Annotated in this window: 30 protein-coding genes and 1 other RNA gene; 10 read left to right on the plus strand and 21 right to left on the minus strand. The window is 65.5% G+C overall.

Going from position 1 to position 24,272, the window contains the following annotated elements; translation table 11 throughout:
* The 8 genes from EV580_RS33665 to EV580_RS06800 form a co-directional block, all read right to left on the minus strand.
* Complete coding sequence (locus EV580_RS33665; RefSeq protein WP_166654599.1) at positions 1-1,086, minus strand: DUF6745 domain-containing protein; 1,086 nt, start codon at positions 1,084-1,086, stop codon at positions 1-3.
* A complete protein-coding gene (locus tag EV580_RS06770; protein ID WP_133690287.1) occupies positions 1,083-1,370 on the minus strand; it encodes a hypothetical protein in 288 nt (95 codons plus the stop codon). Before EV580_RS06770 ends, EV580_RS33665 begins: the two co-directional genes overlap by 4 nt.
* Before the next feature lie 70 nt (positions 1,371-1,440).
* A complete protein-coding gene (locus tag EV580_RS06775) occupies positions 1,441-2,022 on the minus strand; it encodes a hypothetical protein (RefSeq protein WP_133690288.1) in 582 nt (193 codons plus the stop codon).
* Positions 2,019-2,192 carry a hypothetical protein gene (locus tag EV580_RS33670; protein WP_166654600.1) on the minus strand — a complete coding sequence of 58 codons (174 nt, stop codon included), beginning with the start codon at positions 2,190-2,192 and terminating at the stop codon, positions 2,019-2,021. Before EV580_RS33670 ends, EV580_RS06775 begins: the two co-directional genes overlap by 4 nt.
* Positions 2,189-2,485: a hypothetical protein gene (locus EV580_RS06780; protein ID WP_133690289.1), complete on the minus strand. Its 297-nt coding sequence runs from the start codon at positions 2,483-2,485 to the stop codon at positions 2,189-2,191. The genes EV580_RS33670 and EV580_RS06780 overlap by 4 nt, the downstream gene beginning before the upstream one ends.
* The gene (locus tag EV580_RS06785; protein WP_133690290.1) at positions 2,482-2,874 is read right to left on the minus strand and encodes a hypothetical protein; all 393 of its coding nucleotides are present in this window, start codon (positions 2,872-2,874) and stop codon (positions 2,482-2,484) included. Before EV580_RS06785 ends, EV580_RS06780 begins: the two co-directional genes overlap by 4 nt.
* Positions 2,874-3,299 (minus strand): phage antirepressor KilAC domain-containing protein, encoded by a 426-nt coding sequence (locus EV580_RS06790; RefSeq protein WP_133691072.1) that lies wholly within the window; start codon positions 3,297-3,299, stop codon positions 2,874-2,876. The genes EV580_RS06785 and EV580_RS06790 overlap by 1 nt, the downstream gene beginning before the upstream one ends.
* Before the next feature lie 433 nt (positions 3,300-3,732).
* Positions 3,733-4,017 (minus strand): helix-turn-helix domain-containing protein, encoded by a 285-nt coding sequence (locus tag EV580_RS06800; protein WP_133690291.1) that lies wholly within the window; start codon positions 4,015-4,017, stop codon positions 3,733-3,735.
* Positions 4,018-4,460: 443 nt separating this feature from the next.
* On the opposite strand from EV580_RS06800, the gene EV580_RS06805 reads away from it, so the two are divergent.
* The 4 genes from EV580_RS06805 to EV580_RS06820 all read left to right on the plus strand — a co-directional run bounded on the left by EV580_RS06805 (position 4,461) and on the right by EV580_RS06820 (position 7,104).
* A complete protein-coding gene (locus EV580_RS06805; RefSeq protein ID WP_133690292.1) occupies positions 4,461-5,189 on the plus strand; it encodes a hypothetical protein in 729 nt (242 codons plus the stop codon).
* Between the two features lie 71 nt (positions 5,190-5,260).
* Positions 5,261-5,683, plus strand: a complete 423-nt coding sequence (locus tag EV580_RS06810; protein WP_133690293.1) for a hypothetical protein — start codon at positions 5,261-5,263, stop codon at positions 5,681-5,683.
* A gap of 774 nt (positions 5,684-6,457) precedes the next feature.
* Positions 6,458-6,901, plus strand: coding sequence for a hypothetical protein (locus EV580_RS06815; RefSeq protein WP_208114570.1), 444 nt, complete (start codon positions 6,458-6,460; stop codon positions 6,899-6,901).
* The gene (locus EV580_RS06820) at positions 6,889-7,104 is read left to right on the plus strand and encodes a DUF3263 domain-containing protein (RefSeq protein WP_133690294.1); all 216 of its coding nucleotides are present in this window, start codon (positions 6,889-6,891) and stop codon (positions 7,102-7,104) included. Before EV580_RS06815 ends, EV580_RS06820 begins: the two co-directional genes overlap by 13 nt.
* On the opposite strand, the gene EV580_RS06825 is transcribed toward EV580_RS06820, so the two are convergent.
* The 3 genes from EV580_RS06825 to ssrA form a co-directional block, all read right to left on the minus strand.
* Positions 7,101-7,823: a hypothetical protein gene (locus EV580_RS06825; RefSeq protein WP_133690295.1), complete on the minus strand. Its 723-nt coding sequence runs from the start codon at positions 7,821-7,823 to the stop codon at positions 7,101-7,103. The genes EV580_RS06820 and EV580_RS06825 overlap by 4 nt on opposite strands.
* A gap of 180 nt (positions 7,824-8,003) precedes the next feature.
* Entirely contained in the window at positions 8,004-9,146 is a 1,143-nt protein-coding gene (locus EV580_RS06830) for a tyrosine-type recombinase/integrase (RefSeq protein WP_133690296.1), read from the minus strand.
* Positions 9,147-9,230: 84 nt separating this feature from the next.
* Positions 9,231-9,598: a transfer-messenger RNA gene (gene ssrA, locus EV580_RS06835) on the minus strand.
* 183 nt (positions 9,599-9,781) lie between these two features.
* Here ssrA and EV580_RS06840 point away from each other — a divergent pair.
* The 3 genes from EV580_RS06840 to EV580_RS06850 are packed head-to-tail and all read left to right on the plus strand — an operon-like array spanning position 9,782 to position 12,640.
* Entirely contained in the window at positions 9,782-10,372 is a 591-nt protein-coding gene (locus tag EV580_RS06840; RefSeq protein ID WP_133690297.1) for a TetR family transcriptional regulator, read from the plus strand.
* Positions 10,373-10,379: 7 nt separating this feature from the next.
* Positions 10,380-11,459, plus strand: coding sequence for a DUF1214 domain-containing protein (locus EV580_RS06845; RefSeq protein WP_133690298.1), 1,080 nt, complete (start codon positions 10,380-10,382; stop codon positions 11,457-11,459).
* Complete coding sequence (locus EV580_RS06850; RefSeq protein WP_133690299.1) at positions 11,459-12,640, plus strand: sulfotransferase family protein; 1,182 nt, start codon at positions 11,459-11,461, stop codon at positions 12,638-12,640. Before EV580_RS06845 ends, EV580_RS06850 begins: the two co-directional genes overlap by 1 nt.
* On the opposite strand, the gene EV580_RS06855 is transcribed toward EV580_RS06850, so the two are convergent.
* The 7 genes from EV580_RS06855 to prfB are packed head-to-tail and all read right to left on the minus strand — an operon-like array spanning position 12,641 to position 18,128.
* Complete coding sequence (locus tag EV580_RS06855) at positions 12,641-13,486, minus strand: EamA family transporter (protein ID WP_370629622.1); 846 nt, start codon at positions 13,484-13,486, stop codon at positions 12,641-12,643.
* The gene (gene smpB, locus EV580_RS06860) at positions 13,483-13,971 is read right to left on the minus strand and encodes an SsrA-binding protein SmpB (protein WP_108060582.1); all 489 of its coding nucleotides are present in this window, start codon (positions 13,969-13,971) and stop codon (positions 13,483-13,485) included. Before smpB ends, EV580_RS06855 begins: the two co-directional genes overlap by 4 nt.
* 2 nt (positions 13,972-13,973) lie before the next feature.
* Complete coding sequence (ftsX, locus tag EV580_RS06865; protein ID WP_133690301.1) at positions 13,974-14,870, minus strand: permease-like cell division protein FtsX; 897 nt, start codon at positions 14,868-14,870, stop codon at positions 13,974-13,976.
* Positions 14,871-15,560 carry a cell division ATP-binding protein FtsE gene (ftsE, locus tag EV580_RS06870; RefSeq protein ID WP_133691074.1) on the minus strand — a complete coding sequence of 230 codons (690 nt, stop codon included), beginning with the start codon at positions 15,558-15,560 and terminating at the stop codon, positions 14,871-14,873. It lies immediately after the preceding gene.
* 30 nt (positions 15,561-15,590) lie between these two features.
* Positions 15,591-16,058 (minus strand): Rv3103c family proline-rich protein, encoded by a 468-nt coding sequence (locus tag EV580_RS06875; RefSeq protein WP_133690302.1) that lies wholly within the window; start codon positions 16,056-16,058, stop codon positions 15,591-15,593.
* A 5-nt stretch (positions 16,059-16,063) separates the two neighbouring features.
* Positions 16,064-17,032, minus strand: a complete 969-nt coding sequence (locus tag EV580_RS06880; RefSeq protein WP_133690303.1) for a mechanosensitive ion channel family protein — start codon at positions 17,030-17,032, stop codon at positions 16,064-16,066.
* A complete protein-coding gene (gene prfB / locus EV580_RS06885; protein ID WP_133690304.1) occupies positions 17,022-18,128 on the minus strand; it encodes a peptide chain release factor 2 in 1,107 nt (368 codons plus the stop codon). Before prfB ends, EV580_RS06880 begins: the two co-directional genes overlap by 11 nt.
* 196 nt (positions 18,129-18,324) lie before the next feature.
* On the opposite strand from prfB, the gene EV580_RS06890 reads away from it, so the two are divergent.
* Entirely contained in the window at positions 18,325-19,698 is a 1,374-nt protein-coding gene (locus EV580_RS06890; protein WP_133690305.1) for an FAD-dependent oxidoreductase, read from the plus strand.
* A 6-nt stretch (positions 19,699-19,704) separates the two neighbouring features.
* On the opposite strand, the gene EV580_RS06895 is transcribed toward EV580_RS06890, so the two are convergent.
* The gene (locus tag EV580_RS06895; protein WP_133690306.1) at positions 19,705-20,895 is read right to left on the minus strand and encodes an MFS transporter; all 1,191 of its coding nucleotides are present in this window, start codon (positions 20,893-20,895) and stop codon (positions 19,705-19,707) included.
* Positions 20,896-20,987: 92 nt separating this feature from the next.
* Between EV580_RS06895 and EV580_RS06900 the strand changes: the two genes are divergently transcribed.
* The gene (locus EV580_RS06900) at positions 20,988-21,536 is read left to right on the plus strand and encodes a TetR/AcrR family transcriptional regulator (protein WP_133690307.1); all 549 of its coding nucleotides are present in this window, start codon (positions 20,988-20,990) and stop codon (positions 21,534-21,536) included.
* Between the two features lie 230 nt (positions 21,537-21,766).
* Here EV580_RS06900 and EV580_RS06905 read toward each other — a convergent pair whose 3' ends face one another.
* A complete protein-coding gene (locus EV580_RS06905; protein WP_133690308.1) occupies positions 21,767-22,090 on the minus strand; it encodes a hypothetical protein in 324 nt (107 codons plus the stop codon).
* Between the two features lie 23 nt (positions 22,091-22,113).
* Here EV580_RS06905 and hisN point away from each other — a divergent pair, with 23 nt between their 5' ends.
* Entirely contained in the window at positions 22,114-22,908 is a 795-nt protein-coding gene (gene hisN, locus EV580_RS06910; protein WP_133690309.1) for a histidinol-phosphatase, read from the plus strand.
* On the opposite strand, the gene EV580_RS06915 is transcribed toward hisN, so the two are convergent.
* Positions 22,905-24,143 carry a cytochrome P450 gene (locus EV580_RS06915; RefSeq protein ID WP_133690310.1) on the minus strand — a complete coding sequence of 413 codons (1,239 nt, stop codon included), beginning with the start codon at positions 24,141-24,143 and terminating at the stop codon, positions 22,905-22,907. The two genes, hisN and EV580_RS06915, sit on opposite strands and share 4 nt — an antisense overlap.
* Positions 24,144-24,272 lie beyond the last annotated feature (129 nt).

Here is a 24,272-nt window from a genome sequence, read left to right on the forward strand (position 1 = left end):
CTAGGTTGCGCGGGCCAGTTCCTTGTATTCCGACACCGGGACGTCGAACGTCCAGGCGGCAGCTTCCAGCGCGGTCTTGCAATCCGTGGGGATCGTCAAACCGAAGGTGTGGCGGGTTCCATCCCGCTCAACGGTGGCGTTCGTCGCGACCAGGGCACGAACGGGTAGATCGAGAACCTTGCTTGGGATGTCGTACAGCTCCAGCACCTGGCCGGGGTTCGCCGGATCGTCGCAGGTGTCAACGTGTTTGAACCCTGACGTTGCGATGAACTCTGGCCAGCCCATCTTTTCGATCGCACACCGCCGGATTTCGGTGTTGTCGTTCGCCATGATCTTGTCGGCACCCCAGTTGGTTTCGATCAGATCAGCCGGAACGCGCGTGCCATGCCACGCGTGATAGCTGTAGCCGTCCGCGAACAGCAGGGCAGGCCCGGTCGCGCTGTGCAGACGGCCCTGCTGGTCGCGCGACAGCACCGTGGGCCGATCGGTCAAGACCGCTGCGCCCTTCATCGGCCACCACCACCCGAGCTGTCGGCACGCCTCTGCTAGAGCGTCAAGCTGCGGCGAATTCTCCAGCCCCGCAAGGGGAAGCGCGCAGGTGTAGTACGCCAACCAGTACGCGTCCCACCACAGCGACAGCTCCATTCCGAGCTGATCCCAGAGCTGACCCCTGAGCTGATCCCCGAGCTGACCCCCGAGCTGACCCCCGAGCTGACCCCCGAGCTGATCCCCGAGCTGACCCCTGAGCTGACCCCTGAGCTGACCCCTGAGCTGATCCCCGAGCTGACCCCTGAGCTGATCCCCGAGCTGATCCCCGAGCTGATCCCCGAGCTGACCCCGCCCAAGTTCTTTGATGGCGGCAGCGGCGAAGACGCCCCCCATCGGGGAATCCATCCACACGATGACGCGAGGTTCCTCGATACCGGCCGCGCGATACGCGGCCCGGACGGCGGCCTCGGCCGCCGTCCGGGCGCAGCGCTCCGTGGAGAGTCCGAGTTCGAACCAGTCGGCCCCGACGCGCTGGACTTCCGCGACTTGGTCGGCGGTGAGCGGGGCGCCAAGTGAGACTTGAGGTTTCCCGGTCACAGTGCCACCACCTGGAAGCCCGAGAGGTACAAACCGGCCATCGACTCCAGTGCTGCGACAGCACCGCCGCGGTCCAGGACGGTGAATCCGCCCTCACCGGTGTCGACATCGGAGGGCGTGGCGTCACGCGCGACCATCACGGTCCAGAAGCCGAGCGGCTTGCTCTCGACCGCGAACGCGATGCCGATACCTGCGAACTTCAGCTCGACGACACGCTCCCCATCGGCGGTGACACCAGGGATCAGGTCGTACGGACGTTTGGCGACTAGACTTGCCACTGACATCGGGATTCCTTCCTAGTTGTGTATTCCGTTGTCGAACTGGTCCGTCGCTCATGCCCGAGCGGCGGACCGTCTACTTGCGGGAGATGTTGAAGCTGCCCAACAGATTCCAGGCGTAGCCCCGGTAGATCTCACGGCCGTCGTCGTCGAGGAACTCGTCAAAGAAGCCCTCACCAGACGCGGTAGGCCCCAGCTTGGGCACCAATGCGGTGCGCGCGAACTCGTCCGCCAGGACACGGGCGATGTCGTCAATCAGGTTGGGGCGCCCCGGGTCCGGTGCCTGGTTGGGGGGTGACACCGGACCCGGGGCAACATCCGCGCAGACCTCCCGGCACTCCGCGGACGATTCAGAAGACGAACGTCCCGGGCCCACGCTGATGCCGTCAGCGGTGTCGGGCCCGGGACAGCCCGCTGCAACCTGCTCGTGAGCGGGAGCGGACGATCCAGGGGGCGGGGCAAGCCATTCGGCAGGCCCGGTGCCGTGCCACGGCTCAAGGACCTCGGCGCGCTCCTCGGCCGCCGCCAACCGGTCGGCGCCGCCCATCGTCAGGAACGACTTCGCCCGGGCATCCAGCGGCCAGAACAGCTCCACGAGCGAGTCAGCCATGCGGCCCAGAAGCTCGACGGCGGCGTCGAACACCCGACGCGCGGTCACCAGCGGTTCCCGTCGACGTCCGCAGCCGACACTCCGACCGGCACCCGCGGCGCAGCATCCAGCTCGGCCTGGACACGCTCAGCGAAACGCCGATCCTCCCGGACCCACCAGCCCTTCGCCGCCCAACTGAAGCCGAACGCCGCAGTCAAAGCGAACAACTGGACCGTCATGACGCCGACCTCAACCGCCGACGCGACCCCTCCGACAACCCCTCCCAGAACGTCAGATCTTCGGAGTCGACCAGCGGGGCCGCGGGGACCTCGGCCGGCGTTGTCGGCTCCGCGTTGCGCCACCGGCGTGTCAGGTTCTCGACGTCCTCGTCGGTCATCCGCCACGAACGGCCAACCTTGAACCCGGTCAGCTCGCCGCTGTTGAGACGCCGACGCAGCCACCGAACACTGTCGGTCCATTCCGGCGGAAGATGAGCCGCCGCAACCTCTTCGAGCGAATGGGAGCGCTTCATACCGTTCTCACCACCCGGACGTGAATGTCCTGCGTTGCCGGGTCAGTGGTTACTTCGTAGACGCCTGGGCAAGGACTGCCGGGATCGGAGAGTAGATTGCCCCGCCACGACAACGGCTTTTCTTGAGCGGGGTCGGGGTGCCACACATGCTCAGTTCGGATGCTGTTGTCGATCCAGGCACCGGTCTTGACTTTTCGGCCATCAGAGTAGGTACCGCGGTCCCCGAATTCGGCAGCGAGGCCGTTGATCTCAGCCACGATGTCGGCTATCGCGCCGCACTCATCTTCGTGGCCGTGGCAGGCGTCGGATCCACCGATGGAGTCAATCGCCCAGTCCGTGCAGGAGTGTAGCCGCGCCGCAGCGTATTTCAGTGCGTCGTCCGCGCGCATCAGGCGGCCACCTCGCGGGCGATCAAGCGCGCGACCGCTTCAGCACCGTGCGGGGTGATCTTCAGGGTGTGCATGACCTCACCCTTGAATCGGGGTGCTTCGTGCGTCTCGATCGGCTTGAAGTACGAACGTTTGTGCGCGTAGGCCGAGTAGCGTCGGCGGATTTCGACGCAGCCCTTCGATTCCGAGTAGCGACGCTCCGTTTCGACGTAGATCCATCCCTTGTCGATAAGGAGGTCCCGCAGCCACTCTTCACCAACGTTGTTGTTCGCGGCGACGGTGCGGACTTTGAGGCAGTCGGTGTCGGCGACGTAGACCTCGAAGTAATTGACCTTGGGGCGTCGAGCGCGATCTTGTCCGCCTGCTGCTGGTTTTCCATGGCGAGCCGCTCGGTTCGGGTCCGGAGGATCTGGAAGGCCTCGAATAGCTTCTCGTCCTCGGTGAGTTCCCGGACGGGTGAGACCTGCTCGGCGTCGAGGAGGTAGTCACGGGTCTGGCGTGCGACCGGAGAGTCACGGAGCACCATCCCCAGCCGCAGGACGGCGCGCCGAGGGTACAGCCCGATTGATCCTGCGTTACGCGGCATCCCCAACTCGTCGGGAGTCAGTGACAACTTGTCACTGACTTCGAGCCTGCCGAGCACCTGATAGCCGTCATCGTCGAGCTCGTCGCGATTCCGCTTCACCGCTTGCCGAATCGCTTCGACAGACGTCTCGTAAAACTCGGCAACCATCTCCGTGGTCGCGTGCATGTCGTCGGGCAGGCATCGAAGAACACCCACCTTGTCGAGCACGTCGGTGCGGCCAGCGAGCGCGTCGCGCTCTGCGCGGGCATCCGGAAGTGTCAGGTCTGCGGACATCAGGCAACCGACTTCCCGCGCCGCGGTGGTGTGGCCGGCTGCACCGGGGGGCGCAGCGGCCCGTGCCACACGTTCAGTGGCTCAATCCCGAGCGCCTTGGCCCACGCGATCAGCAACCGGTCGCTGGCCTTTTTGTTGCCGTTCTCGACGTTGGAGATTCCTGCGTCAGTGATTTCCACACCCAGTTCGGCGATCCGGTCGGCCAACTGCACCTGACTCAGGCCGAGGCCTATCCGAACATCTTTGATCCGAACCATCGGTCCTAGCGGTTCTATCGCTGGCATAGCGACAACCCTAGACAACCATCGCTCGAATCGCAATACAATCGCCGATTTAGTTTCTGAGGTGCAAAACGACAAGTGTGTAACTATCGAAACCGTCGCTGAGCTGGCGCTAGACTTGTCATGACTTCACTGGACCTGTCGCGGTGGTGGCTGGAAGGCTTCACGACATGACAAATGAGACCCCTGCCCAGCGCCTGGGACGCCTAGTTCGTGCGCGCAGAAAGTCGCTGAGGCTGACCCAGGTTGATGTGCAGGAGCTAGGCGGCCCGTCGACCGCGACGCTCAGGCTCATCGAAGGTGGCAAACACTCCGACTTTCGGGACGGGACCGGAGCAGCCCTGGAGTCAGCACTTCAGTGGCTGACCGGGAGCATCGACGAAGTCCTCCGAGGTGGGGATCCGACACCGACGCGGACATCGCACTACCGCGAGGACGCCGGGTTGATGGTGAAGGAGTCCGAGGCGCTAGCCTCCCTGCGCGCGGAGTGGGCGCCAACCGCCGGCGAGCGTCAACGCGTCGCGAGGGCCGATCGCTCAGAGCGGCTGGCCGCGTGGGTAAACCTTTCCTTTCGGGCCGACGATGTCGATGCCGCGATACCTGCATTCGCCCCGGAGCCCGACGACGATCCGAGCGACATTGAGACGTACCTCGACGAGGTCGGCGGCCTGATCAACGCGGCCGAGGAATTGACGGACGCCGTCCACGAGGCGGTTCTGGAAGCTTTCGGCGGCGACGTCGCCCGACTGAGACAGATGAAGCGTGATGTTCGCCGTGCCAACCTGGCGAAACAGGGCCTGCATGAGAACCAAGTGCTTCCGGGATTTGACGAAGACGATGATCCCCCGCAGCGCAGCCCCCGCCCGATGGTGATCCTGTCGCTGACGGGCCCGGACAAAGGGGGACTTCGCGTGGTCACCCACGAGGAGTCGAAATCCATTCCGCGCGAGACATACGAAATCGTCTGCGCCTTCGAACCGGGCGCGAGCGACGAAGCGGCGCTCGCCGCCGCTCGGACGATTCTGCGGTCTCGCGATCCCGATAAGGCCTACAGGCCGGACAACAGTCCCGTGGACGAAGCGCCGCCTCTGGAGTTCCGAGACGCCGCGCGCTCTACTCCGACCGGCTACCTCAAAGGCAAGAGCGATCAAGGCGAGCCCCCGGACGGAGCCTGATTTGGCCAGATCGCGGGGCCGCCAGAGCCAAATCGGCCCATGGAACGAGCTGGGGATGAGGGAATAGACGGATGTCGGGGAAATCGAAGCGCACGCCGCCGCCGAAGCCGAAGCCTGGCTCGGAGTCGGCGGAGAAGATTGCCATCACGAAGTGGCGATCCATCGTGTCGATGGTGAAGGCGGGGATCTTAGGCGTCTCGGTGCCCTTGTCCATCCTTGCGGTATGGCCGCTCGCGGCTGTCCTTGCAGGCAAGACGACAGCGGTCAACGTGACCGTTGCCATCACCCTCACCATTGCCCTGACCATCACCAACGGCGTGACCGGAGCCTGGGGTTACCAGCAGAAGAAGAAGGCGCGGCACGCCAGGGCCCGGCTCAATGAACTGGAGCCGAGAATGGTGATACTGGGAGAAGAGAATGAGAGTCTCCGCCGCCGCAACGAAGCCCTCGAACGACAAGTGCCCCTGACCAGGCAAAAGCCGGCCAAAGATTGAGGGCCGGGCATAATATCACGGTCGTTACCGATTTACTGATTACAAACACGGGCATTTCGGGCATGATGGTCAGATGAAGAGAGGCAAACGATGAGTACCGCAGTAGTGCTCTTCCTGGGCTTCTTGCTACCCCTGGCAGCAGGCTGGTTCGCGCTGCTGTGGGGACGGCCGGCAGTCGCTCGTGCTCGAGTGGAGTACGAGGCTCTCCGGATTCGAGATCGCGTGATGGATGGCATCCTCTCCGGTGACATCAGCAAAGACGACCCCCGAGCTCAGGACGTGCTCAAGTACTGCGACTTCTTGGCGGATCACTCGCGGGAGTTGTCGTTGTCGGTTGCATGCGCCGTGTGGACGGGGATGCGGGAGGCTGGTATCGATCCACACCAACGCGCACAGGAGAAGGCAGCATCGCGCGTTGGATCTTTCCTCGGAACTGAAGGTGGAAGGCGGCGATTGCAGGAAGCCGAGGCGGAACTCGACCACTCGATCGCCAGGTACTTCGTGCACGGCTCCACGCTCTGGTGGATCTTGTCACCAGCCCAGCGCGTTACGCGGTACCTGCGATCGCGCCAGTCGCCGTCGTTAGACGTACCCATCCCAGCTGACCCTCCGAAGCCGGGCGAGCTTGCGACTAAGGTGCGGGAGGCATCCCGAGGTCAGTCCTTCCCGCCCGCTCTCTGGACCGTTCACGGCCTGAAGACGGCTTCTTAGTTACAATGGTGTAGTTCCTGGTCAGACCCATTTGTGTCGGACTGACCGCCTAGCGTCCGCTCCATGACAGCTGAGGCGAGATGGCATCCATGGCGGATCCTGCGCAACGACCACGCTGAGGTCGACGTCTCCTGCCGCTACCAACTCCCCGAGCATCTGATGGGCATGCAGCACGGTGCCCGGATCTGGTTGTGCTCGACACTGACCCAGGCTGAGCGCAGGTGCACGCTCACGCACGAATTGGTGCACCGCGAGCGCGGACCCGTACCAACCGACCCGGCAGCGGCCGCACGCGAGGAACAGATCGTCGACGAAATCACCGCGCGCCGGCTCATCGCCTTACCGGCACTCGTTGCCGGGCTGCGGTGGACACGGAACCCGATCGAGCTCGCCGAGCAGCTGTGGGTTGATGAACCCACACTGCGGACCCGCATGGACACCCTGGACCCGGTCGAAGTCGCCGAGATCGAGCACCACCTGGACGGAGACTGGCTATGGATCCCCTGACCCCACAGCAGCAAGCGATCCTCGACGTGGAGCAAAGCTTCTGGTTGACCGCCGGGGAGAAGGAGGACGCGATCCGCGCGCTGGGCCTGTCGCCGGTGCGCTACTACCAGCTGCTCAACCGGCTCGTCGCGACCGAATCGGCACTGGCGTACGCTGCGGTGACCGTGAATCGGCTTAGCAGAATTCGCTCTACAGACCCCTAGTTTGCCTTGAAGAACGCAGGGTCTCCGATGCCGGTGGTTAACGTCCATAAACCGTCTGCTCCGCTCGGGACGGCGACACACACGTTGCCCTTTGCTGTGCCGCCCGGGTAGAGGTCCCCGACGTCGCTCAATGGGTTGGGAAGGACCCCACAGTCGTCGTCGTAAGTCCGGTTGTCGGCGCCGACAAATTTGATTCGGACACCGAAGATGAGATTGCCGGTCTTCTCACCGACATAGGTGGCGGTGACGGGGACGATCCAATACTCCATGCCTGGCTCAGGTTCATCGTTGAAGCGGTTCTCCGCGGCGACTTGAGTCCCCGCTTCACGGGGCTGGCCGAGGGTGATTTGCCAGTCCCGACTCGTCACTTCCTGCCCGATCGGAAACGGATTGTCTCTGCTCCCTTCACGGGCCCGGGCGTTGTTCTCGGTCTCCGTGGCTCCAGACCCGGCTGATGGGGTGAAGTCGGACTTGCCGAACGCGTCACTGAACGCATGTGAGACGAGCGTGAGGAAAACAACTGCGCCAACCACCATCCCAACGATCGAGACAATGATGGCGGCGACACTCGTGCCCTTGGTTTGGCCGGAGAGACACACGCCGACGATGCCAAGTATTAGCGCGATCGGTAGTAGCACCCACCCGACGATGAGCGCGCCGGGGAAGCAGGCGAACACGAACCCGACGATGCTGGCGATCAGGGCGATGAGTCCGAGCACGTTCCGCCTCACCGCTGGCGGCACCGGCGGCGCCGCGGCAGTTGGGTAGGGCCAATTCCCCGGCGGTTGAGTCAACTCTCCCCCTAGTGCGTTTGTCGGGGCTGCTCGAGCACAGATGATCTTGCCCCGTGTCTGCCTGCTACGCCGAGTGAATCCCCCAGAACGCTGGCCATCGCCGATCTAGGTGTCGTTATCACCGGCCGGGGCGACGAGCATGGTGGCCAGCGCGGTCGCGTTGCCTTGCCCTGATGTTCGGTCGAGGTGGCCGTAGATGTCGACAGTGGTCTTGATCGACTCGTGTCCGAGGTGTTCCTGGATGGCCGGTAGCGGCCTGCCCAGTTGGATCAGCCAGGACGCGCAGGTGTGCCGCAGATCGTGGATACGCGGTAGGAGCAGGTCGCCCGACTTGGTGCGGCCGCCATCGATCCCGTCAGGCCAGGTTCGGGCGACGGCCGGTGTCCACACGTTGGACCGGAAGTTCGGTGCCCGCACCGGGCCGCCCTGAGCGCGGCGGCCTCGGCCGGGGTTGGTGAACAGCCATGCTCCGGTGTAGTCGAGGTTGTCGAGCACTTCCTTAGGGACGTTGATGGTCCGGATGCTCTTGGGCGTTTTCGGCGGTCCGAGGCGGTAGGGGTCGCGCTTCCATGCGCGCACGATCCGCACAGTGTTGTGCACTCTGCTCACATCGGAGGGCCGCAGTGCGGTGGCTTCTGACCAGCGGCATCCTGAGGTGACGAGGAAGTCGACGAGCGGCTGCCAAACCCCGGGCATCTCGGCGAGCAGCTGGTGGTACTGGCCGTGCTCCAGGAAGACGGGGTCGTCTTTTTCGTCGGTGGGGAGCTTGGTGCCTCCGGCGGGGTTGGCCGGGATGTGGCCGGCGGCGACGGCGGCGGCGAGAGCTGCGGAGAGTAGGCCGTGCTTGTTGGCGATGGTCTTCGCGGACACACCTTTGGCCCGCATGGCCTGCACCCACTTGGCCACGTCGTCTTTGGTGAGCGCCTCCAGTGGGATCGCCCCGAACGCGGGCCGGATCTCGGTGCGGACGTAGCTGCGGTAGTCCTTGGGGGTGCGCTCGTCGACGCCGGTGAGGTGATCGATGTAGCGGTCCACCCAGTCGGCCACCGTCATGCGGAGGCGGGGTTTGCGCTGGATTCGGGCGATCTCCTCAGCGCGTTCGGGGCCGACCTGGCTGACGAGTTCCTTGAAGCGTTCGGCTACGGCGGGGTCGTCGAAGCTGAGGCTGCGCTGCTTTTTGGCGTGGCGGTAGTACACCCGGTAGGTGATGGTGCCGTCTTTGCGGGTGTAGGTGTCGATGGTCGCCACGACGGCAAGATATCAGGATTGTGTTGAAAAATTGTGTTGAAAATGTATCGTTGATCCTGTTCGTATGGCTTGACCTGCATGAAGTTGTGGAGCTGCCGGGAATTGAACCCGGGTCCTACGGCATTCCCTCAAGGCTTCTCCGTGCGCAGTTCGCTATGCCTCTACTCGGATCTCCTGATCCCGCGAACAAGTCAGGATGACGATCCCAGTCGCTGTTTGATGTCCCCACGGATCCCGCGACCGAACCCGTGGGTGGGTCCCTCTAGATGACGCCAGGGTCCGGGTCGAGGGCACTCCCGGTCTGACGGATTAGCTTCGCTTAGGCAGCGAGAGCGTAATCGCGCTGATTGGAATCGGCGCTTAATTGGTTTGCAACGACGCTTACGGTGGTCCCTGCCTGCACCGGCACGCTTCCCTTGATTCGATGCGCGAAGTCGAAACCGTTCAGCCCCTCGCACCCCGGCCGAGGTTCGACCGGATTTCCAATGGTACGCGAGGTGTAACCCGCAACTGAAGTGCATTAATCCGTGCGTCGAGATCGACGTTCTGCAGCGATCTGCTCGCACTCTTGCGGCGGTGTGTCGGTTTGGCCGAAAACGCACACCAGAAAATGAGACTTTGTCTACAGTGAGACGGTGTCTGAAAGCTTGCGCGTGCGGAAGCGACAGCGAACCCGCGAACGCATCGCCACCGCAGCCGCCCAGTTGGTGATGCAGAACGGGCTGTCCGCCACCACCGCCGACCAGATCGCCGAGGCGGCGGACGTCGCCCGCGCGACGTTCTTCCGATATTTCGAGTCCAAGGAGTACGCCGTCGCCGAGGGGTTCACCTCGACCTGGATCGCCGCGATCACCGACGCGCTCCTACGCCAACCCGCCGAGCTCTCGGTCAACGAGGCACTCACGGCGGCGTTCGCCGAACTCACCCCCGGCTTCGCCGCCGTCGAGCACAACATCGCCGAGATCGAACGTCAGACCCGCGACTCGCTGAGCCTTCGCGCGTGGACCCTGTTGTGCTACCTGAACTTCGAGACTGCCATCGCCGAGGCGATCGCCGCCCGACTGCCCGACCTCGTCGTCGACGACCCCCGGCCGCGGCTGATCGGAGCGCTGGCAATGGCGTCGGTCCGGATCTCCATCGACGACTGGCTACGGGACGGCGGATCGCTGTCCGATCGGATCTCCCGCGCGGTCAACTCCATGGCCGCCTGCCCAATCAAGGAATGAGGAGCACATGAGTGGCGAAAAGTCGCTGGAGGCCTGGGGATTCGTCCGCAAGGTCCTCGACGACCTAACCGGCCAGATCACCGAGGACGCCCGCGACGAACGCGAGCTGCTCGAAGGGCTGCGCGTGCTCAATCGGGTGACGGCCCTGTGCACCGAGCTTTCGGTCGACGTCGATCCCGACTATCCGCGTTTCGTCGACATGTGCACGCCGTTCCGGTTCGTCGGCGGCCCCAACCCGCACGGCTCCTATCCGCTGGCCATGATCAGCGGTGACCGGGCCTACCGGGTTACCGGCACCCGCGGCACCTCCACCTATCTGGGCCTGCAGGTGCTGGCCGGCACCGGGATGAACCCGCGCCGGATGAGCAACTACCTCTCCGACCGCGATCTGGACCTCGACGACGGCGGCGGATTCAATGTCGTCTTCGCCGCGTCCCGGCCCGCCGACAGCGACCTCGCCGGCGCCCAGTGGATCGAGATCCCCGATGACGCCACCTCGATCGTCGTGCGCGACTACATCGCCGATCCGACCACCGAAATCCCTGCCCACCTTGACATCTCGCTGCTCGGGGAGGCACCGCCACCCGCACCGCTGACCGACGAGGTGCTGGCCGGCCAGCTCACCGCGATGGGCTGGACCATCGTCAAGCTCACCACCCTGCATCGCACCGTGCGCCCCGATCTGCTGGAGACTCCCAACATCCTGATCACCTCGGGCGCGGAGAACCTGGGCGGCGAGAACACCACCCCGGACAATCTCTACATGCTCGGCATGTTCGACCTGCAGCCGAATCAGAGCCTGCAACTTACCTTCCAGCCGCCCGAAACCCGCTATTGGTCAGTCACTTTGGAGAGCATCTGGCACGAATGCCTCGAGCCGCTGGTGCGCAACAGCTCGGTGACCAACAAGGGCGTCAGTGTCGATCCGGACGGCAAAGTGCGTGTCACGATCGGTGCCGAAGACATCGGCGACGGCCACTGGCTGGATACCGGCGGACGTGGCCGAGGGTTCGTGATCGTGCGCTGGCTGGACAACCCCAACGCCCCTGACGTGACAGTTCGCTTGCTGGAGAAGGAGGTTCACTGATGACCAGTGCAATCGAGGCGCGGCTCGATGCGGACAAGTTGATCGAGCAGGCCAGCGAGCTGGCCGGAAGTGATGACATGGGCGTCGACGACGGCTGGCGGGAGAACCTGTCGCGGCTGATCGAGGACTTCGTCGCCGAGGCCGACCTGTCCCCTCTCGGCGTGGAGATCGCCGCGGCCGACATCCTCGTGCCGCTGCGCAATCGGATGCAGATCACCGCCTGGCGCAAGGAACATCCCGAGATCGCCCAGGAACAGATCGAGCGGCCGATCTTCATCCTCGGCCAACCACGCACCGGCACAACGATTCTCTACGATCTGCTCACCCAGGACCCTGATCTGCGCGCACCGCTGACCTGGGAGGTCGACAACCCCTTCCCGGTCCCCCAGCCCGACACCTACGAGACCGACCCGCGCATCGAGCAGACCCAGGCGCAGCTGGAAATGACCGAGCAGCTGATGCCCGGTTTCATGAAGTTCCATCCGATGAGCGCGCGCGGCGGCCAGGAATGCGTCCGGATCACGGCAGGCACGTTCTGCAGCATGATCTTCAACACGCAGTACCGGTTGCCCAACTACGCACACTGGCTGAACTACGAGGCCGACCACAGCGCCGCCTACTCCTACCACCGCACCTACCTGCAGCACCTGCAGTCCGGCGTTCCCGGCCAGTGGCTGCTGAAAAGCCCCGCGCACACCTGGCAGCTGGACAAGCTGCTCGCCGAATACCCCGACGCGATTCTGGTTCAGACGCACCGTGATCCGCTGGTGGTGATCTCGTCGATCAGCGCCCTGATCGCGCACCTGCAGAAGTTGGCCAGCGACAGCGCATCGGTCCAGCGCGCCGCCGAACTGTGTTGGTCCGACACCCTGTTGGGGCTCGAACGCACGATGAAGATGATCGACGACGGCGTGATCGCCGACGACCGGATCATCGACGTGCAGTTCGCCGACTTCATGAGCGATCCGTTCGCGACGATCGGGACGATCTACGACCGGTTGGGCCGGGAGCTCACACCGGTCGCCGAACAGCGCATGCGCGACCATCTTTCGGAGAACCCGGGCGACGGCGGCGGCAAGCGCTACACGTGGGCCGACACCGGACTCGACGCCGCCGAGCTGCGCGAGAAGGTCCGCCCCTACCAGGAGCGCTTCAACGTGCCGAGCGAAACCCTGCGGTAGCTAGCGGACCGCCAGCATCGCCACGGCAACCAGCGCCAGCACCATGCCGAGCACCTGCCAGCGGGTGACCCGTTCACGCAGCACCACGATGGCCAGTAGCACCGTCGCGGCCGGATAGAGCGACATCAGCACACCGGCCAGCGACAGCATCGAGGCCTGCAACGCCAACAACGTCGCGACATTGGCTCCGGTGTCCAACAGCGCGGCGGTCACCGCCAGCTTCAACGGAAATCCGCGTGGGGCATGGAAATTGCCGCTCAGCGCGGCGACGATCAACACGATCGCGGTGGCCGATACCCGCGCGAAGAACAGCGGCCAGAGGTGCGCGTCGCTCGGAGCCTGATGCAGCAGCACAAAGTTGAGCCCGAACGCCAGACCCGAACCCACGGTCAGCCACGCCACGGTCGCGGTGAACCGGTGTGGGTGCTCGTCCTCGTCCGTCGCTTGCCTGCTGACCAGGGCGACCGCGATCAGGGCCAGCACGGTGCCGACGCCGGCGATCACGCCCGGCCGCTCCCCCAGAACCAGTCCGGCGGTCACCGGCACACTCGCGACGAGAACCGCGGTCAGCGGCGACACCACCGAGATCGGTCCCGCGCCCAAGGCCGCGTAGAACCACCAGACGCCGAACGCCTGACTCACTCCACAGAGCAGACCCCACACCACGGCCGGCGTCGAGACCGTACCGCCCATGAGCAGCGCAAGGAGCCCGAGCAGCACCATGGCAATCGGGTAGGAAACCAGCACGACGCGCAGCGCGGCCACCCGTCGTGCCGCGATACCCCCGACGAAATCGCTGACGCCGTACCCGATTGCGGATGCCAGCGCGAGCAGGACCCCGATCAGAGCTTGCCCTTGGCCCTGCGACCGAGTTCCCGGATCACCTCGCGCTCCGCGTCCCGGCGGGCCAGGTCTTGGCGCTTGTCGTGGGCCTGCTTACCGCGCGCCAACGCCAACTCGACCTTGACCTTGCCGTCGTTGAAGTACAGCGACAACGGCACCAACGTCAGGTTGCCGTCGCGGATCTTACCCACCAACGTGTCGATCTGGCTGCGGTGCAGCAGAAGCTTGCGATTACGCCGCGGCGCATGGTTGGTCCATGTGCCGTGGTGATATTCGGGGATGTGCAGGTTGCGCAGCCAGATCTCACCGTCGTCGACGGTCGCGAACGCGTCGGCCAGTGACGCGTGCCCCTCACGCAGGCTCTTGACCTCGGTGCCCTGCAGCACGACGCCGGCCTCGTAGGTGTCGAGGATCGAATAGTTGTGCCGCGCCTTGCGATTGGTGGCGACAACTTTGCGCTCGGGCTTCTTGTCCGGATTCTTGGCCACAGCTACTTCCGTACATACAGGCGCAGCGTGACGTAGGCCGTCAAACCGGACATCGCAAGGCCGACAGCGAGCATCCACGGCGCCACGTAGACAACGATGTCCTTCCAGTCCACGCGGGCAACCAGATTCACCGCATAGAACTGGGCGAGTGCGTCGTCGAGGAACAACGCCTGCACCACGACCAGCCCGACCACCGCGATGGCAACACCGATGAACGCGGCCAGCATGGCTTCCAACAGGAACGGCAGCTGGGTGTACCACCTGGTCGCGCCGACCATCCGCATGATGCCGATCTCGGTACGCCTGGTGTAGGCGGCGACTTGAACCATGTTGGCGATCAACAGGATCGCGCCTATCGCCTGCACTATCGCGATCGCGAACGTGACGTTGGACAGCGCGTCGAGCACCGCGAACAGGCGGTCGATCAGGTCCTTCTGGTTGAGGATGCCGCGCACCCCGGGCTGGCCCTGCATCGCCTTGTCGAATTCGACGTGCTGGTCCGGGTTGTCGAGCTTGACGATGAACGACGCCGGGAACGTGTCCTTCGAGGCGTCCTTCGCGAGTTGTGGCAGCTTGACCAATGCGAAGTTGTAGGCGTCCGTCTGATTGAGGAAGCGCACCGACTTCACGTCGTTACGCGCCTCGATCTTGGCGCGCAACGCTTTACACAGATCGCCGTCACAGGTCTGATCGTTGGACGAGATGTCGTCGGTCAGGAAGATCTGGCTCTCGACGCGGTCGAGGTAGATATGGCGCGATTGCTCGGCCATCCGCAGCACCAGCAGACCGCCGCCGAACAGGCCGAGCGAGATCGCCGTGGTCAGGATCATCGCCACGGTCATCGTGACGTTGCGGCGAAGTCCGGTGAAGACCTCGTTGATCAGGAAGCCGAAGCGCACTTAACGATCCATTCCGTAGATACCACGCTTCTCATCGCGGACGAGCCTGCCCAGGGACAGCTCCACCACGCGCTGACGCATGGAGTCGACGATGTGGTGGTCATGGGTAGCCATCACGACTGTGGTGCCCGTGCGGTTGATCCGCTCGAGCAGATCCATGATGTCGCTACTGGTTTCGGGGTCCAGGTTTCCGGTGGGCTCGTCGGCCAGCAGCACCAGCGGCCGGTTCACGAACGCCCGCGCGATCGCGACCCGCTGCTGCTCACCCCCGGACAGCTCCGCCGGCAGCCGATTGGCCTTGCCCGACAGGCCGACCATCTCGAGCACCTCGGGCACCACCCGGTTGATGGTGTCGGGCTTCTTGCCGATCACTTCGAGCGCGAAGGCCACGTTCTCGAACACGGTCTTCTGCTGCAGCAGCCGGAAGTCCTGGAAAACGCAGCCGATCACCTGGCGGAGCTTGGGGATGTGACGCCCCGACAGCTTGTTGATGTGGAACTTCGATACCTGGAGATCGCCGGACGTGGGCGTCTCCTCAGCCAGCAGTAGCCGCATGAACGTGGATTTGCCCGACCCCGAGGGGCCGATGAGGAAGACGAACTCACCCTTGTCGATCTTGACGCTGACATTGTCGAGGGCGGGCCGCGCCGACGACTTGTACTGCTTACTGACATGGTCGAGGGTGATCATCACGGCACGCCAGTGTAGCCGGAGGCCGCGCTACTGCGTCGGAGCAGCGGGCGTGACCATGGGCCCCTGCCCCGGCGCCGGGGACGGAATCGGCGTGGGTGTCGGCGTCGGCAGGCCCGGGATCTGGAACGGCAGCGGGCCCGGCGGCGTCGTGGTCGGCGAGGTGGGAGACGTCGGCGACGTGGTCGACGTCGGCGACGTCTCCGAGGTCGTGGGCTCGGTCGTCTCCGTCGTCGTCGTGGTCGTCGGCGTCGTCGTCCTGGTGGTCGTGGTGCGGTCCCGCACATCGGTGCGCGGCACCCAGGTGTAGGACGGGTCGGGGATGAAACCCGGGGGCACCATCTGGGTGGCCGGGGGCTCCGGGGCCGCCGCGGGCTGGTAGGTGGCGTACAGCCACCAGACGGCGATGAACGCGGCCAGCAGCGCGGCGGTGGACGTGCGAACCCGGCCCCACAGGATGTAGTGGGGCCAGCCGCGGCCTTCTCGACGGGTCGGCATCAACTTCACTTCGGCGTCACCGGACCCTGCGTCTCTTCGGCACCGCCCGCGGTCGCCGGGTGCACGAGCGCCTCGACCACCGGCGAGCTGTCCCCCGGGCTCGCGATGCCGGCGCGCATCAGCGCGGCGATCACCAACACGCGAAGCTTGCGGCCGACTTCGAACTGCTTACCGGGCAGCGTGCGCGCCACCATGCGCAGATTCACGGTGTCGAGTTCGATGCTTTCCACTCCCATCAGCTGCGGGGCATCCAGGAGCAGGTCCTTGAGCCCGGGGTCGTTGATCGCCTTCTCGGACACCCCGTGCAGCACTTCGTTGACTTGGTTGAGGTCGGCGGTCGTCGCGACCGGGATGTCGATGACGGCCCGCGCCCAGTCCTTGGACAGGTTCTGGGTCTTCACGATCTGCCCGTTGGGGATCGTGAGCACTTCACCTTCCGAGGACCGGAGCTTGGTCACCCGCAGCGTGACGTCCTCGACGGTGCCCGTCGCTTCCTTCGCGATACCGGCCACCGTCAGCGACACCAGATCACCGAAGCCGTACTGCTTCTCGGTGATGATGAAGAACCCCGACAACAAGTCCTGAACGATCCGCTGGGCGCCGAAGCCCAGTGCCGCGCCCAGAACCGCCGCGGGGGCGACCAGCGAGCTGACCGGAACCGCGAGGATGTCGGTGGCCTCGACGACCACCATGACGCCCAGCAGGGCGATCGCCACGTACGAGATGACCGAGGCCACCGCTTGGCGGTGCTTTGCGCTTTCCGAACGGACCAGCGCGTCGCTCTCGCGGAAGTCGGCGTCGATGCGCCGGGAGATCTTCTGGGCCGACCAGTTGATGAACCGGGCCATCAGAAGGCCACCGAGGATCAGCAGCGTGATGCGCAGACCCTTGGTCAGGATCCACTCGCCGATCGTGCCATGCCAGAAGTCATGCCAGCGAGCGGAGAACTCGATCGCCTGAAAGTTAGTCGTCATCTTTTCGGTTGCGCCACCGGATCCCGGCCTCCAGGAATCCGTCGATGTCCCCATCCAGTACCGCCGCGGGATTGCCGACCTCGTACTCGGTCCGCAGATCCTTGACCATTTGGTAGGGGTGCAGAACGTAGGAGCGCATCTGATTGCCCCAAGAACTGCCGCCGTCGCCCTTGAGCGCGTCCATCTCGGCGCGCTCTTCCTGGCGTTTGCGCTCCATGAGCTTGGCCTGCAGGACGCGCATCGCAGACACCTTGTTCTGCAGCTGCGACTTCTCGTTCTGGCAGGTGACGACGATACCGGTGGGGATGTGCGTGAGTCGAACCGCCGAGTCGGTGGTGTTGACCGACTGGCCGCCGGGGCCACTGGAGCGGTAGACGTCGACCCGCACATCCTGCTCGGGAATGTCGATGTGGTCGGTGGTTTCCACGACGGGCAGCACCTCGACATCGGCGAACGACGTCTGACGGCGGTTCTGGTTGTCGAACGGGCTGATCCGCACCAGCCGGTGGGTACCCTGCTCGACCGACAGCGTCCCGTACGCGTAGGGGGCGTGCACCGCGAACGTCGCGCTCTTGATGCCGGCCTCCTCGGCGTACGAGGTGTCGAAGACCTCGACGCCGTAGTCGTGCTGCTCGGCCCAGCGGATGTACATCCGCATCAGCATCTCAGCCCAGTCGGCGGCGTCCACCCCGCCGGCGCCGGAGCGGATGGTGACCAGCGCCTCGCGCTCGTCGTACTCGCCGGACAGGAGGGTCCGGACTTCCATCTGCTCGATATCGGCCTGCAGCGACTTCAGTTCGGCGTCTGCCTCGGCCAGCTCGTCGTCGCCACCCTCTTCAGCCGCGAGCTCGTAGAGCACCGGCAGGTCGTCGAGACGCGAACGCAGCCCTTCGACACGGCGCAGCTCGCCCTGAGCGTGGGACAGCTCGCTGGTGACCTTCTGGGCGTGGCTCTGGTCGTTCCACAGATTCGGGTCGGCGGCTTCGTGTTCGAGCTTCTCGATCTTGCCGCGCAGTGCATCGATGTCGAGCACCCGTTCCACCGTGGTCAAGGTGGTGTCAAGGGCGGCGATATCTGACTGACGGTCGAGGTCCACGGGTTCTCAGGGTACCGGCGCCGCGACACGTTGTGATCCACGGCGGCTCCTGAGACTTCTGGGGCGGCTGAGCCGGTTGCGCGTCTAACATCACATTCGTAACCAGGATTGTGCGCCGCGCAGCCCAACGCGGCGCTTCTCGACTGCGACGCGACAGCCCCTTGCGCGCGGCCGGGTCCGGACAGAAAGCGCGAGAATGCGTCCTTACTATGTCGCGATCGTCGGTGCAGGACCCTCGGGATATTTCGCGGCCGGCGCGCTGCTGAAATTCGCCGATACGTCTGTCGCCGACGGCGGACCGGATGTGCACGTCGACATGCTCGAGATGTTGCCCACCCCCTGGGGTTTGGTGCGCTCCGGAGTGGCGCCGGATCATCCGAAGATCAAGACCATCAGCGCCCAGTTCGAGAAGATCTCGCTCGACGAGCGGTTCCGGTTCTTCGGCAACATCCGGGTGGGCGAACATGTCCAGGCCGAGGAGCTCGCGCAGAAGTACGACGCGGTCGTGTACGCGATCGGGGCGCAGTCCGACCGCCCGCTCGGCATCCCCGGCGAGGAACTCGCAGGCAGCGTCGCGGCCGTCGACTTCGTCGGTTGGTACAACGCGCATCCGCATTTCGAGGACATGACGCCCGATCTCTCGACCGGGCGCGCGATCGTCGTCGGCAACGGCAATGTGGCGCTCGACGTCGCACGCATCCTCGTCAGTGATCCTCGCGAGCTCGCCAAGTCCGACATCGCCGACCACGCGCTCGACCTGCTGCACGCGAAGGGCGTCGAGGAGGTCGTCGTGATCGGGCGCCGCGGCCCGTTGCAGGCCACGTTCACCACGCTCGAGTTGCGTGAGCTGGGCGACCTCGAGGCGATGGCCGACGTGGACGTTCTGATCGACGCCGCCGACTTCGAGTCCATCACCGACGAACAGCTGGAGGCGGCGGGTAAGACCGCCAAGCTGAACATCAAGGTGCTGCGCGGCTATGCCGAAACCGAACCGCGAGGAGCCAAGCGCCGCATCGTGTTCCGCTTCCAGACCTCGCCCATCGAGATCAAGGGCGACGGTCGGGTTGAGTCAGTCGTGCTGGGCCGCAACGAACTGGTCGACGAAGGCGGTCGCATCGTCGCCAAGGACACCGGAGTGCGCGAGGAACTGCCGGCCCAGCTCGTGGTGCGCGCGGTCGGCTACCGCGGCATCGCCACACCGGGCCTGCCGTTCGACGATCGTTCGGGCACCATCCCGCACACCGACGGCCGCGTCGAGGGCAGCGACAACGAATACGTCGTCGGCTGGATCAAGCGCGGCCCGTCCGGGGTCATCGGCAGCAACAAGAAGGACTCGGCAGACACCGTGGCGACACTGCTGGCCGACCTCGACGGCCGCGAGCTCGGCGACGTCGGCGACGACCATGGCGAGGCGCTCGTCGAGTGGCTGCTGTCGCATCAGCCCAAGCTGATCACCGACGACCACTGGAAGCTGATCGACGCGCACGAGCGCGGCGCCGGCGAGCCGCACGGCCGGCCACGGGTGAAGGTCACCAGCGTCGCCGAGCTATTGCGTATCGGGCACGGCTGACGACGATCAAACCTCGCAGGTATCCCGCTCACGCTCGATGGACAGTCCACCGACCGGACCGGCGGTCCGCGCGATGAGGGGGGTCACCGCGGCGGCGAGCGCCAAGCCGGCCGAAACCATGATCACCGCGAACGCGCTGTAGCTGTCGACGATCACGCCGCCGATCGCAGTGCCGATGGCACCGCCGACGAGCGCACCGCTGTTGAGCCACCCGAATGCCTCAGCGGCGGAGTGCTCGGCGATCTGGTGCGACACCATGACGTACAGCGCGGCCAGCGCGGGCGCGAAGCCCAGCCCCGACGCGAACAACGCGGCGAGTTGCAGGCCGTAGCCGTCGACCAGACCGAACAGCGCTGTGCCTGCGGCCACGACGGTCATCGAGATCGCCAGACCACGCACACCCAGTTGCCGATGCCCGAACAGCACGCCGCCGATCAGCGACCCGAGACTGGCCACACCCAGCGCCACACCCGCGGAGAGGTTGTGGTTGCCGAACAGGGCGAGCACGCCGACCTCGAGGGCCATGAACGACGCGACCAGCGCGAGGCTGGCCACCATGGCCAGGATCACGGCGGGGTTCGTCAGGACCCGGCCGAACGCGACCGTGCTGCGCACCAGCGCCGGCCGCAGCCGGCGAGCGCTGAGCAGGAACCACAGGGTCCCCACCACCGTGACACCGGCGGAAAAGAGCAGCGGGATCGCGGTCGAGATCGCCGATGCGAGGAATGTCGCCGCGACCGGACCGATCACCCAGATGAGTTCCTGTGCGGTGGTATCGAGCGCGAACAGCGCACGTAGACCGTCACCGGGCACCATCTGCGGATACAGCGCGCGGGCCGCGGGCAGCAGCGGCGGCACCGAGGCTCCGATCAGGAACCCCAATCCCATGAGCACGGTCGCGGGAACGTGGACGAAGGCGAGCGCCAGCATCGCGGCGGCATTGATCACGGCGCCTGCCACCAGCGTCGGCACCATGCCGATCCGGCCGAGCAGGCGCGCCGTCACGGGCATCGCCACCGCTTCACCGATGCTGGTGGCCGCGACCACCGCACCCGCGATCGCGTACGACCCCGTACGGGCCTGCACGTGCAGCAGGATCGCCAGCGACAGCATGCCCAGGGGCAGCCGGGCGAACAGCTGTGAGGCGGTCACATTGACCACGCCCGGAACTCGTATGAGCTCTGCATAGGCGCGCACGGTTATCACTCCATCAATTAGTTCTACGTCTCCAATGCGCCCCCAACTGTACCGTCCAGACGGTACAGTTGGAAACCGATTAAACTCGCCCGATGACGACCTCGCGCGAGCGCATCCTCGATGCGTATGCCGACGCGCTGGCCGTCGACGGCGAGCGTCATGCCACGTTGGACGCGGTGGCCGCACGGGCCGGGGTGTCCAAGGGCGGCCTGCTCTACCACTTCCCCGCCAAGGATCAGCTCGCCGAGGCCCTGTGTGACCGATTGATCGCACTGGCGGCCGACGACGTTGAACACATGCGCAACGCGGCTGACGGGCCCGCACGGCACTACATCCGCACATCGCACTTCGCCAACACGCCCCTGGATCGCACGCTCGTCGCGGTCGCCCGGCTTCAGCAGGCCGGCGATCCCCGGGCGCGAGCGGCGATCGAGATGATTTCCGATCAATGGCTGAGCGTGCTGACCGAGGCGCTCGGCGACCGTGACGTCGCGCGCACGATCAAGCTGATCGGCGACGGCCTCTACCACCACGCAATGTCCAACGCGCTGGGCGGACCGCCGCGAACCCCGCTCGACGAGGGACTGCTCGCCGTGATCGACCGCATCATCGATCAGTGCGTGGACGCGCCGCGCGGTTAGTGGAGGCCCGCCGCTCGCCCCAATACGGGCATGGGGTTGGTGCCCGCCTCCGAGCGACAACTCGCGTCATCGCAGAATTCATCGAGATCGACGTCAGCGTGCGGCACTCCGAGAGGCCACCACGCCAGCGTCAATCTCGATGGGCCCGGACAACTTTCGGCCGACCCATCCACCGATTGTCGCTACGAGGCGGGCGAGAAGACCACCACTTCCCCGCAGAGCCCGATTGCCTACTGAGACTCTGGTGGCGCGAAGTACCAGTTGTCCGGATTCTTCGGCGAGTACACCACCGGGATGAGCTGACTGATCGTCGGCCAGTTGTTCACGTCGACCGCCATCCGTTGGTAGACCACGTGCTCGTTGACGGTGGGACCGTTGATGACGCCACTGATCGTGACGTACTGCTCACCGATCGCGTCGGGGCGCGGGCTGACCCCGGTCACCAGCAGCGTGCCCTGCGCCACCTCACCGCGGGGCCCGCGGCGCATGAGGCGTGGCGCCAGAACGAGCGCCAGTGCGCCGACGATCAGCAGTATCACGAAGAACTCCCACATGCGGCCATGGTAGGACTGCTGGCATGAGTGGCCACGACGTACAGGAAGACCTCTCGGTGGCGGTGGAACTCGCCCACCGGGCCGACGCGATCACTCTCGACCGGTTCGGAGCGCAGGACCTGCGCATCGACACCAAGCCCGACCTGACACCGGTCACTGACGCCGATGAGGCCGTGGAGGCCGACCTGCGAGCGATGCTGGCGCGCGAACGCCCCGGCGACACGGTTCTCGGCGAGGAATACGGCGGGACGGCCACCTTCAAGGGCAGGCAGTGGGTGATCGACCCGATCGACGGAACCAAGAACTTCGTGCGCGGGGTGCCGGTGTGGGCGAGCCTGATCGCACTCCTCGAGGACGGCGTGCCGGTCGTCGGCGTCGTCAGCGCACCGGCACTGAACCGGCGCTGGTGGGCCGGGCACGGACTGGGTGCGTTCGCGAGCACCGGCGGCACGCCGGCGCGCAGGCTGGCCGTGTCGGGCGTGGCCGATCTGGGCTCGGCGAGCCTGTCGTTCTCCAGCCTGTCAGGCTGGGCCGACCTGGGCCTGCGCGAGCAGTTCATCGACCTGACCGACGCGGTGTGGCGGGTACGCGCCTACGGCGACTTCTTCTCTTACTGCTTAGTCGCCGAAGGAGCCGTCGACATCGCCGCCGAACCGGAGGTCAAGCTCTGGGACCTGGCCCCACTCGACATCCTCGTGCGGGAGGCGGGCGGCACCTTCACCAACCTCGACGGCCAGCCCGGCCCGCACGGCGGCCACGCCGTCGCCTCCAATGGACAGCTGCACGACGCGACTCTGGCCCGCCTGGCCCGGAGTTAGTACCCGGGGTCGAATTCGACCGGGAGGGTCGCCGGTCCGCTCAGTCCACTCAGCGGCTTCCACGGTGCTGGACCGGTGCGTCGAATGTTGGGCATCCGCCGCGCCATGACCGTGAGCGCCTCGGTCAGTTCGAGGCGGGCCAGATTGGCCCCGAGGCAGTAGTGCACTCCACCGCCGAAGGTTTGCATCGGCAACGCGGCGGTGCGGGTGATGTCCGGGCGATCGGGTTCCTCGCACACGGTCGAATCACGGTTGGCCGCAGCCGAATTGAGGATCACCAGGGTTCCCGCCGGGACGGCGTATCCGGCAACGTCGACATCCTCGACCGTCATGCGCAGCGTGCCGAACACGATCGGCGAATGACGCATGGTCTCTTCCACCGCGTTCGCGGCGAGCTCTGGATGCCGCGCCAGCAGCGCCCACTGGTCAGGGTGATCACACAGCACCGATACCGACGCGGCGAGCTGATTGCGGGTGGTGTCCGTACCCGCCATCAGCAGGCCGGCCACCAGCATGCGAAGTTCCGCGAGGGTCAGCCGGTCACCTTCGACCTCGGCCCGGATCAGATCCGACACCAGATCGTCGGTCAGGTCGCGGCGTCGCTCGGCGACCATGCCGTCGACGTAGCTGTCCAACTCGTCCCACGCGGCCAGGATGGACGGCACCGAGTCCGCGGCGTTCCAGCTGAACGCCTTGAAGAATTCGTCGGTCCAGGCGGCGAACTGCTCCCAGTCTCCGTCGGGAACACCGAGAAGTGCGCAGATGATCGGAATCGGATAGTGCCGGGCGATGTCGGAGACGACGTCGCATCGGCCGTCGGCAGCGCACCGGTCGACCAGTCCGTTGATGACATCGGTGACGGTGGTGCGCAGTCGCGAAGTCGCCCTCGGCGTGAACGCCTTGCAGACCAGGCGCCGCAGCCGATGGTGCTCGTCGCCGTCCATGTTGATGATGGTGGCGACCACCCGGTCCCACAGCGGACCCGACGTGATCCCCTGGGACGCGAGGAACATCCCTTGCGGCACGCGAAATCTCCGATCGCGCGACGCGTCGTGGACGAGTTCATAGGTCAGGAATTCCGGGCCGTGCGGCCCGATCGCAATCGGAGCTTGACGGCGCGCGCTCATCAGCATCGCCAACGCCTCGTCGGGGTTCGTCACACTGTCGTAGTCGACGGCGGGCAAGCCGGCGTCGAACACATTTGGCATTCGCGGTGCGTCGATGGTGATCGTCATTTCGGCCCCCAGACCTGCTCGAATAGCTCTGAGGTCGAGTCTGCGACGCCCATGCGGCGGGGATGCGAGTAGACCACTACCCCATTTCGCCGCGGTGTGACCTACCCAACAAAACCCGCAGGCCGTCAG

It is taken from the genome of Mycobacterium sp. BK086, assembly GCA_004362315.1.
Taxonomy (GTDB): domain Bacteria; phylum Actinomycetota; class Actinomycetes; order Mycobacteriales; family Mycobacteriaceae; genus Mycobacterium.